The sequence below is a fragment of the Candidatus Methylobacter favarea genome (assembly GCF_902806695.1).
Taxonomy (GTDB): Bacteria; Pseudomonadota; Gammaproteobacteria; order Methylococcales; family Methylomonadaceae; genus Methylobacter_B; species Methylobacter_B favarea.
Genome location: NZ_CADCXN010000013.1, coordinates 1 through 13,817, shown reverse-complemented (window position 1 = coordinate 13,817; position 13,817 = coordinate 1). Strand labels below are relative to the sequence as shown.

12 protein-coding genes are annotated in these 13,817 nt (G+C 47.3%); 5 read left to right on the top strand and 7 right to left on the bottom strand.

The window, feature by feature from the left end; translation table 11 throughout:
- Window positions 1-2: 2 nt before the first annotated feature.
- Together HUX64_RS01700 and grxC are read left to right on the top strand one after the other, a co-directional pair.
- Entirely contained in the window at window positions 3-284 is a 282-nt protein-coding gene (locus tag HUX64_RS01700; RefSeq protein WP_174624517.1) for a hypothetical protein, read from the top strand.
- A 458-nt stretch (window positions 285-742) separates the two neighbouring features.
- Window positions 743-1,000 carry a glutaredoxin 3 gene (gene grxC / locus HUX64_RS01695; RefSeq protein ID WP_174624516.1) on the top strand — a complete coding sequence of 86 codons (258 nt, stop codon included), beginning with the start codon at window positions 743-745 and terminating at the stop codon, window positions 998-1,000.
- Window positions 1,001-2,283: 1,283 nt separating this feature from the next.
- On the opposite strand, the gene HUX64_RS01690 is transcribed toward grxC, so the two are convergent.
- The 5 genes from HUX64_RS01690 to HUX64_RS01670 form a co-directional block, all read right to left on the bottom strand.
- Window positions 2,284-2,589: a DUF3240 family protein gene (locus tag HUX64_RS01690; RefSeq protein ID WP_174624515.1), complete on the bottom strand. Its 306-nt coding sequence runs from the start codon at window positions 2,587-2,589 to the stop codon at window positions 2,284-2,286.
- Complete coding sequence (locus tag HUX64_RS01685) at window positions 2,586-5,648, bottom strand: efflux RND transporter permease subunit (RefSeq protein WP_174624514.1); 3,063 nt, start codon at window positions 5,646-5,648, stop codon at window positions 2,586-2,588. The genes HUX64_RS01690 and HUX64_RS01685 overlap by 4 nt, the downstream gene beginning before the upstream one ends.
- The gene (locus HUX64_RS01680) at window positions 5,648-6,760 is read right to left on the bottom strand and encodes an efflux RND transporter periplasmic adaptor subunit (protein WP_174624513.1); all 1,113 of its coding nucleotides are present in this window, start codon (window positions 6,758-6,760) and stop codon (window positions 5,648-5,650) included. Before HUX64_RS01680 ends, HUX64_RS01685 begins: the two co-directional genes overlap by 1 nt.
- A complete protein-coding gene (locus HUX64_RS01675) occupies window positions 6,757-7,992 on the bottom strand; it encodes a TolC family protein (protein ID WP_343034363.1) in 1,236 nt (411 codons plus the stop codon). Before HUX64_RS01675 ends, HUX64_RS01680 begins: the two co-directional genes overlap by 4 nt.
- Before the next feature lie 129 nt (window positions 7,993-8,121).
- A complete protein-coding gene (locus HUX64_RS01670; RefSeq protein WP_246246866.1) occupies window positions 8,122-8,550 on the bottom strand; it encodes a hypothetical protein in 429 nt (142 codons plus the stop codon).
- Window positions 8,551-9,010: 460 nt separating this feature from the next.
- Here HUX64_RS01670 and cmoA point away from each other — a divergent pair, with 460 nt between their 5' ends.
- The 3 genes from cmoA (at window position 9,011) to mepA (ending at window position 11,870) form a co-directional block, all read left to right on the top strand.
- Entirely contained in the window at window positions 9,011-9,751 is a 741-nt protein-coding gene (gene cmoA, locus HUX64_RS01665; RefSeq protein ID WP_174624511.1) for a carboxy-S-adenosyl-L-methionine synthase CmoA, read from the top strand.
- 158 nt (window positions 9,752-9,909) lie between these two features.
- Window positions 9,910-10,965: a lytic murein transglycosylase gene (locus tag HUX64_RS01660; protein ID WP_246246865.1), complete on the top strand. Its 1,056-nt coding sequence runs from the start codon at window positions 9,910-9,912 to the stop codon at window positions 10,963-10,965.
- 71 nt (window positions 10,966-11,036) lie between these two features.
- Window positions 11,037-11,870: a penicillin-insensitive murein endopeptidase gene (gene mepA, locus HUX64_RS01655; RefSeq protein ID WP_174624510.1), complete on the top strand. Its 834-nt coding sequence runs from the start codon at window positions 11,037-11,039 to the stop codon at window positions 11,868-11,870.
- 78 nt (window positions 11,871-11,948) lie between these two features.
- On the opposite strand, the gene HUX64_RS01650 is transcribed toward mepA, so the two are convergent.
- Complete coding sequence (locus tag HUX64_RS01650) at window positions 11,949-12,722, bottom strand: PEP-CTERM/exosortase system-associated acyltransferase (RefSeq protein ID WP_174624509.1); 774 nt, start codon at window positions 12,720-12,722, stop codon at window positions 11,949-11,951.
- A gap of 39 nt (window positions 12,723-12,761) precedes the next feature.
- Window positions 12,762-13,235 (bottom strand): cyclic nucleotide-binding domain-containing protein, encoded by a 474-nt coding sequence (locus tag HUX64_RS01645; RefSeq protein ID WP_174624508.1) that lies wholly within the window; start codon window positions 13,233-13,235, stop codon window positions 12,762-12,764.
- Between the last annotated feature and the right edge of the window lie 582 nt (window positions 13,236-13,817).

Here is a 13,817-nt window from a genome sequence, read left to right as displayed (position 1 = left end):
CTTTGAATGTTCTGGTTGATGCCTCAGTACCATTAAACGCATCCGGGATGGTTTTGCTTGATGTCAAGGTGGCAAATTCAGAAACACTGCCGCATACTCCCTTTTCTCCTTATCCTGTAAGGAGTTATCAAGTGTTGAATTATTCACTGAGGAGGTATAGCTACGGTTACATCGCCGCCATTAAGGCTGCAGCCCTGCTTCCGCTCACCGTGGTTGTACTGTTTATCGGTATTATCAACGATTACAGTACCGCCTTTGTTGGCAGCTGCTTCATTGCCGGCTAATCAGAAGCAGAGCTGTTATCGCTGGTATCTGAGTTGTCGGCTTAATAAAGGTCTGTTTAACCTATGCTTACATTTGGAACTATGGCTGGCGTAGCTGGCGATAGCATTGAGCTACGCAAACAGTATGCAAAGTAGAAAAAATAAGAGAAAAATGGATTAAGACCTTTAACTGGCCGGATAAGGGCTGGTAATCTATTAATTAATCTGGCTTATGTTTTATGCTGCAACTGCCTGAAGTGACGCTTTGCTAAAAGGCGTTCAAATTCAGATTTAATAAACTTAAGATATTGTTCAGTAAACCCTTATTGCTAAATTACCATCCGGTAAATAAAATTTACCGTTTTACTTGCTGATAGTCCGCATAAAAACTTTCAGATATCTTTATTGAATAGTAAATAAATAATCGATAGACTATAAATATTTATATTACTACTGTTATTAAATATTAATAATTAGATATGCCTGAGATACTCATCTATTCTTCCAGGTTTTGCCCTTACTGTATGATGGCCAAGCGTCTGCTTGATAAGAAGGGCGCACCTTATACCGAGATTTTTGTGGATGCAGAACCAGGCCTAAGAGAGCAGATGATGCGTAAGACAAAACGCCGGACCGTGCCCCAAATCTATATTGGAGATTACCATGTCGGCGGCTTTGATGATCTGTATGCGCTCGAGCAACAGAAAAAGCTGGACTCCTTATTATCGACTGCTTAATCAAGTGCCGGTATTTTTAATCTAAAAATCTGCTTTTACGCTACCGCTTCACCAATTCAGGAATTGTTAATTACTACTGCATCAATTAACAGACCATTGAGCCCGGTCTAATCCTGTAGTTCCAGTCTCTCTGGAACATATTCTGAGCGTGATGATGAAGCTGTTTAAATTTATCGTCGCTCACTTTACATAGCCGCTTTATACATAGAGTCATCTAATTGTGCGGGGATTTTTAATCCTTTCCAGGTAGTGGTTTCAGCAGGGAGATTGATGGTCGCCTCATGACTAACCAAGAGTTGGACTTGGCAATTTATATTAGCTATGTGAATTAAGAGCTAAACCGTGTTTAACGATATAAGTGGGCTGCCATTAGCTGTTTGTAGTCTGCTCGCTGAGCAATTCAAATTGAGCATTGCCAGCCGGCTAACCCGTCCTTTCCAAAACTTTTCGATCGGCCTGAAACTGCAACCTAAGTCGGGCAATAAATCTCCAACCCTCCGATAGCTCACCGGCTGTCCATTCACCCTGATTCAACCGCGAACAGCCGCACCCTAATGACACATTACTCGACACCTTCCTTTCAAATTCCCTCAGCGGGATTCTCAACGGGCTCTTTTAAATCCGCAAATAATTGCAATCCGGGGCGTATGGAGCAGCGCAATATGCCTGTTGCCTGCGCAACCCTTGAATGCCACCTCTCCCTAAGGCAGCTGCCTCAGCGGCAGCAAACACCGACTCATACCCTCAGCCAATGTCCAGGTACGTTTGCTAAATCTGATTCGTATGGATAACAGTTGTCTTCAGTTATCAGGAACACACTCTACTATTTCTTCCTCTTACCGATATTTATTAACAAGTCCTGAATATAAAATCGCCTGGAAAGCAATTTTCCAGAATAAAAGAAAATTCTTCAACTGCTTCCGTTATTCTGTTTGCAAATGTTATTCATGCTGCGTTATCAGAGGATATGTTTTGTAATTTCCTTACTAATCTTGCCGGCTGCGGCGATTATATTTACTGAGCCGCTTGTAGTGTCGGCATGTAGCTAAAAGTCCATGTAACTGATAAATCCTGTTGAACCGGTCATTTATTTTTGATAAGTAAATTGAATAAGCATAGTGCCGGGGACAGGTAAATATTTATTCCCTATGCAGGCGTTTAAAATATCATCGGTTATACCATATCGACCTTGAATACCTATAACTTTCAGCTGACATAACGGCTTTTGAGTAATCGTCATACCGGCAGGAAGTTCTCAGGCTATCCTGCCTGACACCCTTTAGCTATATAAACCCATGCTCGATCACCGGCAACACCCAGTATTGAATACCCGAACCGGAAAACTCCTGGCGTAATAGCTCCAGTAATGCGCCTAATTCCTGTGCCGATACATACATCTGAAAGCGGATTAGGCTCTGGCGGCCTGTCACTTGTTCAGCCAGCGATAAACCCTTGTTTTCATGGTGATGAGCATTAACCTGAAAACTGCTGAAGCCGTGTTCTGCTTCCAGCATTAACAGACTGTCAACCATTATGTCTTCAAGGCTGGGCGGAATATTGAGGGTAATCATATAGTCTTTGCTGCTCATGGCTCAATCCCTTTGGGCAAGCCAAATAATTTAAACAAAATCGGTAATAAAAATAAGGTTAAAAAAGTGGAGGACACCAGGCCGCCGATCACGACAATAGCCAGGGGCCGCTGAATTTCAGAGCCCGGACCGGTGGCAAACAACAGCGGAATAAGACCGAATGCGGCGATACTGGCGGTCATTAATACCGGCCTTAAACGCCGGGCGGAGCCGGTAATAACGACGTCAGCCAAGGCCATGCCGGTTGCTTTCAACTGATTAAAATAACTCACCATCACCACGCCATTGAGCACGGCAATCCCCAATAGTGCGATAAATCCCACTGAAGCTGGCACTGATAAATATTCACCGGAAAACCACAAGGCAAAAACGCCGCCGACCATGGCCAGCGGGATGTTTGACAGCACCAGCACGGCCTGACGTACCGAGCCGAAGGTCGAAAACAATAACAAAAAGATCAGGCCCAATGACAGGGGCACAACCAGCGAAAGCGTGGCTGCGGCACGCTGCTGATTTTCAAACTGGCCGCCGAATTCAATGGTGTAGCCGGTCGGCAATTTGACTTTCTCTTTCACGGCATGGCGGGCTTCATCTACAAATCCTACCAGATCGCGATCCCTTACATTGCTGCTGATGACTATAAAACGCTGTCCCCGTTGCCGTTCTATCGATACGACGCCTTCCACTTTAGCTAGTCTGGCAACTGCCGTCAAAGGCGCATGACTGCCTCCCGGCAGAGTGATTTGCAGATTTTCAAAATGGGCCGTATCACTATCGCCGCGCAGAATTAGAGGAGTGCGCCTGATGCCTTCCTGCACAATTCCAAGCTTCAAGCCCTCAATCTGCGCTCTCAACATATTTTCAATAGTGTCGCTGTCCAGCCCCAAACGCCCGGCTGCCAACTTGTCGATAGTTACAGATAAAAACTGCATGCCTTCGTTCTGTTTGGTAAACACATCGCTGGAACCTGTTATGGCTTTCAACACAGCGGCTATTTGCGCGGCTTTCTGATTCAGAACATCAAGGTCGGTGCCGAATAATTTAACGGCTACATCGCCCCGGGTTCCGGTAAGCATTTCTGAAACCCGCATTTCAATCGGCTGGGTAAATTTAAAGGCAATGCCCGGCGTAGCCCTCATGACTTTACGAATTTCATCAATCAAGTTTTCCTTGCTGCTCATGCGCCATTGCTCTTTAGGCTTCAGGATCAAAAAAGTATCCGTGTCATTTAAGCTCATCGGATCAAGACCCAGCTCATCGCTGCCGACGCGGGACACCACATCGATAATTTCAGGAATATTCTTAAGCAGATTTTTCTGCACCTGGATATCCAGCGCTACCGATTGCGGCAAGGTAATCGACGGTAATTTTTCCAGTTGCACAATAATGTCGCCTTCATCCATGATCGGCATAAACGTGCTGCCTATGCGGGTAAATATCAACACCGTCACGGCTAGTAATAAACCTGCCGCGACAAATACTTTTTTACTGTTTCCAAGACACCACAATAACGCCGGCTGATAGAATCTTTTTAATTGCCTCGGCAGCCAGGGCTCATCATGGGAAACCTCTTTCAGCAAATAGGATGCGATAACCGGAATAACGGTTAATGACAAGACCAGTGAGCCGCTCAGCGCAAAAATGATGGTTAAGGCAACCGGGGTAAATAATTTACCTTCCAGTCCCTGCAAGGTCAGCAGCGGCAGAAATACGATAATAATAATTAAAATACCGGCGGTTACGGGGGCTGCAACTTCGTGCGCGGCGCGGTAAATAACGTGCAGGCTTGGCAAGCGCCTGGCTTTTTCTGTATGAGCCATATGAGTGATAACATTCTCAACGACCACCACGGCCGCATCGACGAGCATGCCGATGGCAATGGCCAGGCCGCCCAGACTCATCAGGTTTGCCGACATGCCCATTGTGTTCATCAGGATAAAGGTAAACAAGGCCGCCATCGGCAAGGCCAGGGCAACGGTTAACGCGGCGCGCAAGTTGCCGAGAAATAAAATCAGCAGGATTACCACCAGCGCTATCGCTTCCATCAAGGCATGCAATACCGTATCTACCGCCTTTTCGACCAGCTTGCCGCGATTGTAAAAGACTTTTGCTTTCACACCGGGCGGAAAACCCGGACTGATATCGGCCAGTTTTTTCTCTATGCCTTCAATAGTCTGTCTGGCATTGGCGCCGCGCAGACTTAACACCAGGCCGGTAACTGCTTCGCCTTGACCGTTTTTACTGACCGCGCCATAGCGGGTCAGCGCGCCGATTCTGACCTCTGCGATATCGCCGACGGTAATGGGAATGCCGTTGTTATTATCAACTACGATCAGGTTCACATCAGCCAAGGTCTTGATCCGGCCCTCGGCGCGAACTATCAGTGCTTCCTCGCCGTCGGTCATGCGTCCCGCACCATCATTGCGGTTATTGCTTTGCAGCGCATGCATCAGCTTGTCAATGCTTATGTTTCTGGCCATCATGCGCGTATTGTCGGGTATAACCTCAAAGCTTCTGACCAAACCGCCCAGCGAATTCACATCCGCCACGCCAGGAACGGTCCTGAGCGCCGGCCGTATTGCCCAATCCAGCAGACTGCGGCGTTCCATCAGAGTCAAATCTCCTCCTTCAACGTTAAACATAAACATTTCGCCTAAAGGCGTAGTCATCGGAGCGATGCCGCCTTCAATACCCGCGGGCAAATTCCCCCACATCGTATTCAGACGCTCGGCAATCTGCTGGCGCGCCCAATAAATATCCGTGCCTTCAGTAAAATCGACGGTAATGTCGGTTAACGCATATTTGGCAATAGAGCGCAGCATCGTTTGATGGGGAATGCCCAGCAGTTCGATTTCGATAGGTACGGTTATCCTGGCCTCAACCTCTTCGGGCGTCATGCCTGGCGATTTAACGATGATTTTTACCTGGGTCGGCGAAACTTCAGGAAAGGCATCAATAGGCAGATTTTTAAAAGCATAATAGCCGCCGCCTGATAACAGTAATACTGATAACAGAATCAGCAGTCGCTGGCTTAGCGCGAAACGAATCAGGCTGGCCATTATTCATGGCCTCCCAATCCCAGCCACTTTGCCTTAAGGGCAACAGCGCCTTTAACGGCAATTACCTCGTTGCCCGTGAAGTCATCGCTGATAATCGACTCATCATCCTGCTTGCCGACCACAGCCACCGGATGGACCAGAAATCCTTGAAGATTACGGATAAAAATAAACGCCTTGCCTTCGTTTTGAGCAATGGCGGCATTGGGAATTTTAAAGACGGCTTTATCACTAGCGTGAACAATCCGCGTATTAATCCGCTGCCCTGCTTTTACAGCCGTTTGCTCGCCCCTGATAATCGCTCGCGCCAGAATGGTCTGGTTTTCCGGATTGACGCTTTGCCCCAGCAAGGCGATTTCTGCTTTAACTGCCGCCTGAGCGCCCGCAGCCGGGTTTTCAATCACTACCTGATCGCCGATGTTTATACTGCCTATGCGTTCCTGGGGAATATTAATTTCCAGCCACAATTCATCGAGATTGGCGATGCGGTATAGAGGCGCGAGGATATCAATTCGCGTTCCGACCACAGCCAGGCGCTCAATCACCGCACCTGAAACGGGCGCATAGACATTGAGCTGACTGCTAAATCTGCGGGTTCGGTCAAGGCGCTTGATGTCATTGTCAGACATGCCTGCGATTTCCAGAAGCTGTCTGCGTTCATTCGCCTCGGCAGCAAAGACGTTATATTGGCTGCGGGTTTCCTGCCAGCGCCGGTCAGCAATGACGCCTTCGGCCAGCAGTTTTTTATCGCGCTGGTAAGAAAGCCGGCTTAATTGCAGATCACTGTCAGCTTTAAGATAGAGCCGCTGCAGCGACAGCAGCTCAGGACTGTTGAGCTGGGCCAGAATCTGGCCTTTTTTAACCCTGTCTCCAACCCCCACATTCAGCCTGGTGAGTAATCCTGCCTGTGATGCACTGACAATAAATTCCTGAGCCGGAGGAATCACGACTTTAGCCGGCGCGTAGAGCACCGGAATTTGCTTGACAGGTTCCAGCTTGCCAACTCTTACTCCCAGATTTTCAAGATGCGCTTGTGATATCTGGATTGTGTTTTCAGATGCATTGCCGCTAAAGCTGAATGCACACGCTAACAGCAGCGATTTGATTATTCTCATGGCGTAACCCCGACTGCCTGGTTATAAAGCGCTTTATCCCGCTGCAACATAACCGAGCGCTCCTTGGCATTAAGAATGGCTTGCTGGGTTCTGGACTGGATTCTTAATAAATCCATCAGGTTAATTTCGCCCACCGAAAAACTCAGTTCAGTCATTTTTAAATGCTGTTCGGCAACCTGCTTTAATTCATTGGCAATGCCGAGCTCGACCTGATTGACTGCCAGTGCATGTTCGGCTTCATGATGCGCCTGCTCCAGATCCCGGTAGAGTTGTTCACGTTCTGCTCTGAGTCTGTTCAATTCAACATTGACCGCGGCAATATGCGGTTGCAAATGCGCGCTGCCTCCAAAGGGGATAATGACGCCGACATTGAAATATTCCGCTCTATTGCTGCGCCAATTATTTCCTTCATCACTTAATATGCCGGCGACAACATGGCTTTGGCCTGAACCCACCAGTTTAATGGCGTTGATCTCAGCCTGCTTGCGCGTTATCTGGGCATTAATGGCAGTTAATGCCGGGTGGTTTTGCTGAATTTCCAGGATGTTGACTAAATTTTCCTCATAATGGGCTGGTACCTTAATGGTTTGCGTAATGCTTGAATAACGTTTGCGCGAATGCATTAATTCCGCTTCAGCCAAAGTTGCCACTGAGCGCTTTTGCAGCAACTCGCTTTGAGCCAGCAATGAATCGGCCCGCGGCAAATCGCCCAATTCAACGCGGCGATTCACCTTGGCCCATAATTTTTCAAAGACCGCTACTTCTGCCTGCGCCTGTTCAAAACGAATTTTTGCCAGGTCCATATTCCACAAGGCCCCTCTAATCAATCCGGCCACCCGTAATTTAATCGCTACAGCTTGTAATTCGGCACTGGTTTCAGCCTGAGCGGCCAGGGTATGTTCGGCATCACGCTGCCCCAAATTCCATAGCGGCACCTGCACGTTCGCGGTTGCGTAATTCAGTTTTAAATTGTATATCGTCTGATAACCGATGTTTGCTTGTGAAGCACCAGCTGTCCAGCTTTTGCTGCGTTCTTCAATGGCCGCAGCTTCCTCTTCCAAAGATCTGAGCCATGCCGTATCCGGATATTTTTTCATGGTTAAATCAATGAGTTCAGTTAAGGTCAAGGCGGCATCAATTTCAATCGGGTCGTAATGCGCAATGCTCATTGTCGAATCAGCGCATGCCGAACCAACAAAACCAGAAAAAGCCGCCAGAAAAAAAACGGGCAAACAGCTCCTGAAAAGATTCGGGGAAAACATAAGAAAAGCTCAATGCGGCGTTGTCCGCGCTATAAAATATTAAATTGGGAAAGGCTATAGAAACTTTGCCAGCAAGGTTTCTAAAAACAACGAGGATTATTAAGCTGGGGGCGAGCGTGCAGATAGCGAAGGAATTAACAATCGGCCAACGAACTGTTGTGATTGCGGCGAGAAATTGGTATCGAACGGGGAGACGGGGGTAGGGAGGGCTAAAATTTGCTGATACAAATAATAAGTGTGATCTGAACCGCCATCGGTATTGATGTGCTTGTCTTTAATGCCGGCATCTACGCCGATAAGAATGCCTTCGGCATTATTGCCGCACACCAGAGGCGCTTTGCATTGCAAGGTCTTCACTGCCTGAAGCATAGCGCCGTCATGCTCAATGCCATACAACTCAAGGCCCGGAACATGCAGGCCAAAACTCCAGGTTTTTTCCCCGGCATGCGCATGCACCAGCGGTGCAATTAACTGCAGCATGGCCAGCAGAAGAATAAGGAATTTACGAGATAGGGAAACCATCCGCATAATGCTATGCTATTGAAAAAAAATTAACAACCTGTATCTTTTAATCCTGTGCCAGACGCAAATTTAATGGTTTCACCAAATCTGGCCAGGAAGCTTTTTGCAAGATTCGTTATTGAACCGTTAATAAAAAAAAGTATCTTATTTTTCGGTATCGGGTCTAGTCTTAAATCAAGAAACACAGGTGCAATATCATGCATGCGGGCATATTAAACCTTCTGAAATACGATAACGACGGATCGGCAGGAAATGCTGTAAGCAACAACCGACATAATGCTCATGGCAAACACCTTAACTTCCGTACTGGTTCTCATTGCGCTGAATTGGGATAATAATCATGGCCGGGGTACTGGCTGGAGCCGGTCATGGGCATTACTGGCGCATTATAGGGCTCTTTTACAATGATCAGGCAAACCGGCCCTGTTTTGCCGAAGCAAAAAACAATAACTTAGCAACTAGATAGATGAATACTCAAGACAAAATATTTAAACAAATAGGCAAAATGGAAGATTTTGCATTCGATGAAAAAGTGGCGCAGGTATTTGACAACATGGTGGCAAGGAGTGTGCCTTTTTATAGTGAAATTCAGCGGCTTCAGGCCGACCTCATCATGGACTTTCTGCCGGCCGAGTCGGCGGTGCTCTGCGATTTAGGCTGCTCTACCGGCACCACCCTCGCCCATATTGCCGCCCATCCGCGCTGTCCGGCCAGCGCCCGACTGATCGGCTATGATAACTCTGAACCTATGCTGGATAGGGCCCGCGCCAAATTAGCCGAACAGCTCAGCGCCGAGACAGTCACGTTTATCTGTGCTGATTTAAGTGCGCTTCCTGAATTGCCGGCCTGTCATGTCATTATCCTGAACTGGACCCTGCAGTTTGTAAGGCCGATCCAAAGAGAACACTTGCTGAAAAATACCTATGCCGCCCTCCGGCCCGGCGGCATCTTGCTGGTGTCGGAGAAAATTCTGGCCAATGATGCGGCCTTAAACCGGCCGTATATCAACCAGTATCTGCACTTTAAAAGCACGCACAGCGGTTATACCGATGCGGAAAACCGGCGCAAGCGCGAAGCGCTGGAAAATGTGCTGGTTCCCTACCGGCTCGATGAAAATCTGGCCCTGCTGGAACGCGTCGGCTTCAAGCGTATCGATACCTATTTCCGCTGGCTGAATTTCGCCTGTATGATCGCCGTCAAAGGTTAATACTACCGGTTTATGAAAAACTCCGGCCTTTCTATTACACTGGATGGACCACAGTCATAGCTGACTTCCGGGCTGGCGACATAAAAAAATATTGCCTTTCAGGATGAGAGATACCCAAAAGTTATATAATATAATTGTCTGGCAAAAAGGAAACAGTAGTGATAAACGCAGTTTATAAGCATTTTTTAATAGCGGTTTTAGCAGCGTTATTTACCGGATGCGCCAGCGATTCTTCACCCCCTTTAAAAACAAAAAAAAGCCTTTCGCCGATGCCGGGCATCGTCCGCAAGCCCCCCATTCATCAGCCCAGTGTGCAATATCGTGCTATCACTACGCTGCCAGTCTATGCCAGTGGCTATTCGGCGTACAGCTTAAGCGGCATGTATGCCAATTCATTGGCGCTACGGAATTTTATCCAGCACATGGTACAAAAACACGGGTTTTCAGAAACCTATTTAAACGGCTTGTTCTCTCAGGCCAACCGTCTTTATAATGTCATTGACCTGGAAAATGCTCAAGGATATCATGCGCTGGGACCAGCAATAGTCCGCCCGCGACCGGGCAGTTGGTCGCGCTATCGTAGTCAATTTATTACTGATGCCCATATTAACGAAGGCGTCAGATTCTGGTACAGCAATGCCGATGCGATCCAGAAAGCCAGCCTCATTTATGGAGTTGACCCGGAATATATCGTAGCGATTATTGGCGTAGAAACGTACTTCGGCCACAATATCGGCAAAACCTGTATATTCGATGCCTTAACCACCCTGGCCTTTGACACTCAGAGACGATCTGAATTTTTTACATCGGAACTGGAAAACTTTTTGCTGATGACCCGCGAAGAAGGCTACGAGCCTCGTAAACCCGTCGGCTCCTGGGCGGGCGCAATGGGTTTGGGACAATTCATGCCCAGCAGTATTCGTCGTTTGGCGGTTGATTTTAACAATGACGGCCACCGCGACCTCTGGCACCAGCATGATGCCATCGGCAGCGTTGCGCATTATTTTTCACGCAGCGGCTGGCAGCTTAACCGGCCCGTAGCCATACAAACGCGCCGCGCCCATGCTCCGTCGATAATTGAACTGAGCACGTACAGAGGCAATGAATACTGGCAGGTTTATCCCAATTTTAAAGTGATTAAAAGCTACAATAACAGTAATAAATATGCTATGGCGGTGCATCAATTGGCCCAGGCTATAAAACAGCGGTATTAACATCTACGAATAAAGGAGGGTAGACTGTTGATGTGGACTAGTTTAGGGTAGGTTTGATATCCTTATTGATAATGAAGGTTTTGATATTAGTTTTAGTAGCGTGCGCCTCTTCCGGGTGCGCCGCCTATCCTGCTTTAAATCAATGGGCAATGCTCACGCAACCTACAAAAACGCGCGAGGCGCAGAGCATAGGAGCTTATACGGCCGGCTGTTTGCGAGGCGCGGTTTCGCTGCCGCCGAATGGCACAGGCTACCAACTGATGCGCCTGTCGCGCGGGCGATTTTACGGGCATCCAGATTTGATAGGGTTTATTGAACGATTGGCTCAAGCGGCCGATGCTAGGCGTTTGGGCTCTTTACTCATTGGCGATCTGGGACAACCGCGCGGCGGGCCTATGCTGAGCGGGCACCGCAGTCATCAGACCGGACTTGATGTCGATATATGGTATTTATTTTCACCAGAAGCCGCTACCCGCCCCCTGAGAGCGGAGGAACGCGAAACCTGGAGTTCGCCTTCAGTTCTGGCGGGCAACTCCGCTGAGATAAATTATACCCAATGGTCTTTAGCCCATGAAAAAATTCTTGAAACCGCAGCACGCATGCCTGAAGTTGAGCGCATTTTTGTCAACCCCAGCGTGAAACGCTTGTTATGCACACGCAAGACGGCCCATGACTGGCTGAGAAAAATTCGTCCGTGGTGGGGCCATGATGACCATTTTCATGTACGCCTCAAGTGTCCTGATAATAATAGCCATTGCCGCCCCCAGGAACCCCTTCCGGAAAAGGATGGCTGTGATAATTCGCTGGCCTGGTGGTTTTCAGCGGAAGCTAGGGCGCCTGCCAAAAAACCGCCGGTTCAGGCCCTGGTGCTACCCGCGCTGTGTGATGATGTTTTAAAGGAATAAGCTGATTAATTAGAACTTCAGCCTCATGAAGCCGGATCTCGAACAGCTTAATCGGGTCAGTCCGTTAAATAACGGAAATCAAGTCCTTACTCGACTTTCTGGGTTCCAGATGGATGTCTGATACGCATCTTCGATCTGTATCTTTAACCAGTCATATAAAACCTTTAAATTGATATCCATATTGTCCAGAGCTGAGCGGGTCTTGATAAAGTATGGGGCGCGAATCCCGTGGTAATCAATATCTTTTCCGGCTCGCTGAAAAACTATGCCGGATCGTTTAAGTAGTCTTGGCAGAAACGGTTCCATCATGGCAAAGACGTTAGTTCGACCTGTCAGTTCAGTAAGAGCTGTGGCGGCAAGAAAGCCGGACACAGCGATTAAAGAGAACGTACGTTTTTCCTGATCGGTAAAATCCAGCACATCACCAAAACGAGTTGATTTTTCTCCAGAACGCCGTCTGAAAATACCATCGACAGCCAGCCTTGAAATCTCGCAAACCGTTTGGCGTTCAAGATTTAAATCTTTGATAAATTCGTTATCCAGACTTTTTGCACAATATTTCTCAAAAGGAAGAAGGTCTTTACCGTTACTTCCTGCTACCGAAACGAGACGCACACAGCCTGCCGGAATGTGCCGTTCTTTGTGTGTTATCAAGCAATGTAATGAATACTCGTCAAATTCGTCAGATTCCTGTTTTTCGGGAAAATGCTCGGGCGCTTCATATCTGAATTCCTCGCAGTAAACGCGGTATCGTATTCCGTATACTCTGTTCTTTTGTTCCTGGGTAAGGGCAAACTCAACGGAGAAATATTTCTCGAAATATTCAACCAGTGCCTGAATGTTATTTGTCATGTTCTCTCCCCCATTGATTTAATCCTGTCATTTATCCGTTTAGAGATGTTTTGCTATGTCATGCACTTTAAGCCCCCAGGCCAGGAGATATTCAATCCTGTGATTACCGCAATTCACTCGTTCAAGCAGAACTTCGAACAAGCTCTTGTAAAATAAATACCCCTGAATCGGGTGCGCATCGAGATAAATGCTGAGCCTTTCTCCATCGACCTCCAGCAGGCGGCCGTCGGTAACTGCCGTTACAGTGGCATTGCGCACATGTGATTTATATAAACAAACTTCGCCAAAAATATCGTCTTTTCCGAGATCGCTAATTCCCGGTTTTAAGTTTTTCTGCGCTCCTACTTGGACTTGAATGGTCACCCGCACTATACCTTCTTCAACAATGAACAAAGTCCTTCCTACTTCGCCTTCCCTGACAATAATTTCATTAGCATGAAAACAGCGGCGATTCCAGGCTATGCCTTCCGGAAACTCTGCATCATTGAGCATCTCTTCAATTGAGATTTTCATAAATCGCCCTCCTCATTAAGCATGAGTGAAATTCAAAACTAAAAATCAGCACTTTTATCATTCTTCATGAAGAATAGTCATTGAGTGAAAAATAGCGAATTTTCAAGTGCAGCTGATATAGCCGCTGGCACTTTGACCGCGATGCTGATTGAACGAAATCGTCCTGTTTCTGTAAGTATTTGAGTTAAAAATGCTACGGCTTTTCCCTCAACCAGTCTGTGAAGTAGCCGCCAAATACACAAATAGTCAATAACAAACGCGGCAAAAATTCTCAGAAGCTCAGTAAATTAAAACTATACTTGAGAAACAGGCATTCCTGGACGGCGGGTGATGCTCAATACATTAATAATAGCTAAATTAACAGCCAAGCCTGAGTATATGAGCGTTCTTTATTGATCGGAAATTATGAGCATTCCGGAAAGATCAGATAAATTTGAGCAGATACATATTGATGTGGCGCGCAATGCCACCGATGATTTTAATTTATTCCACGACAGTAATGACTGGCGAAGGATCTATCACAATCCTTTTAAAGGCCCCATTGTCCTGGGGTTTCAACTGGAAGCGCTGATTGAACACAAG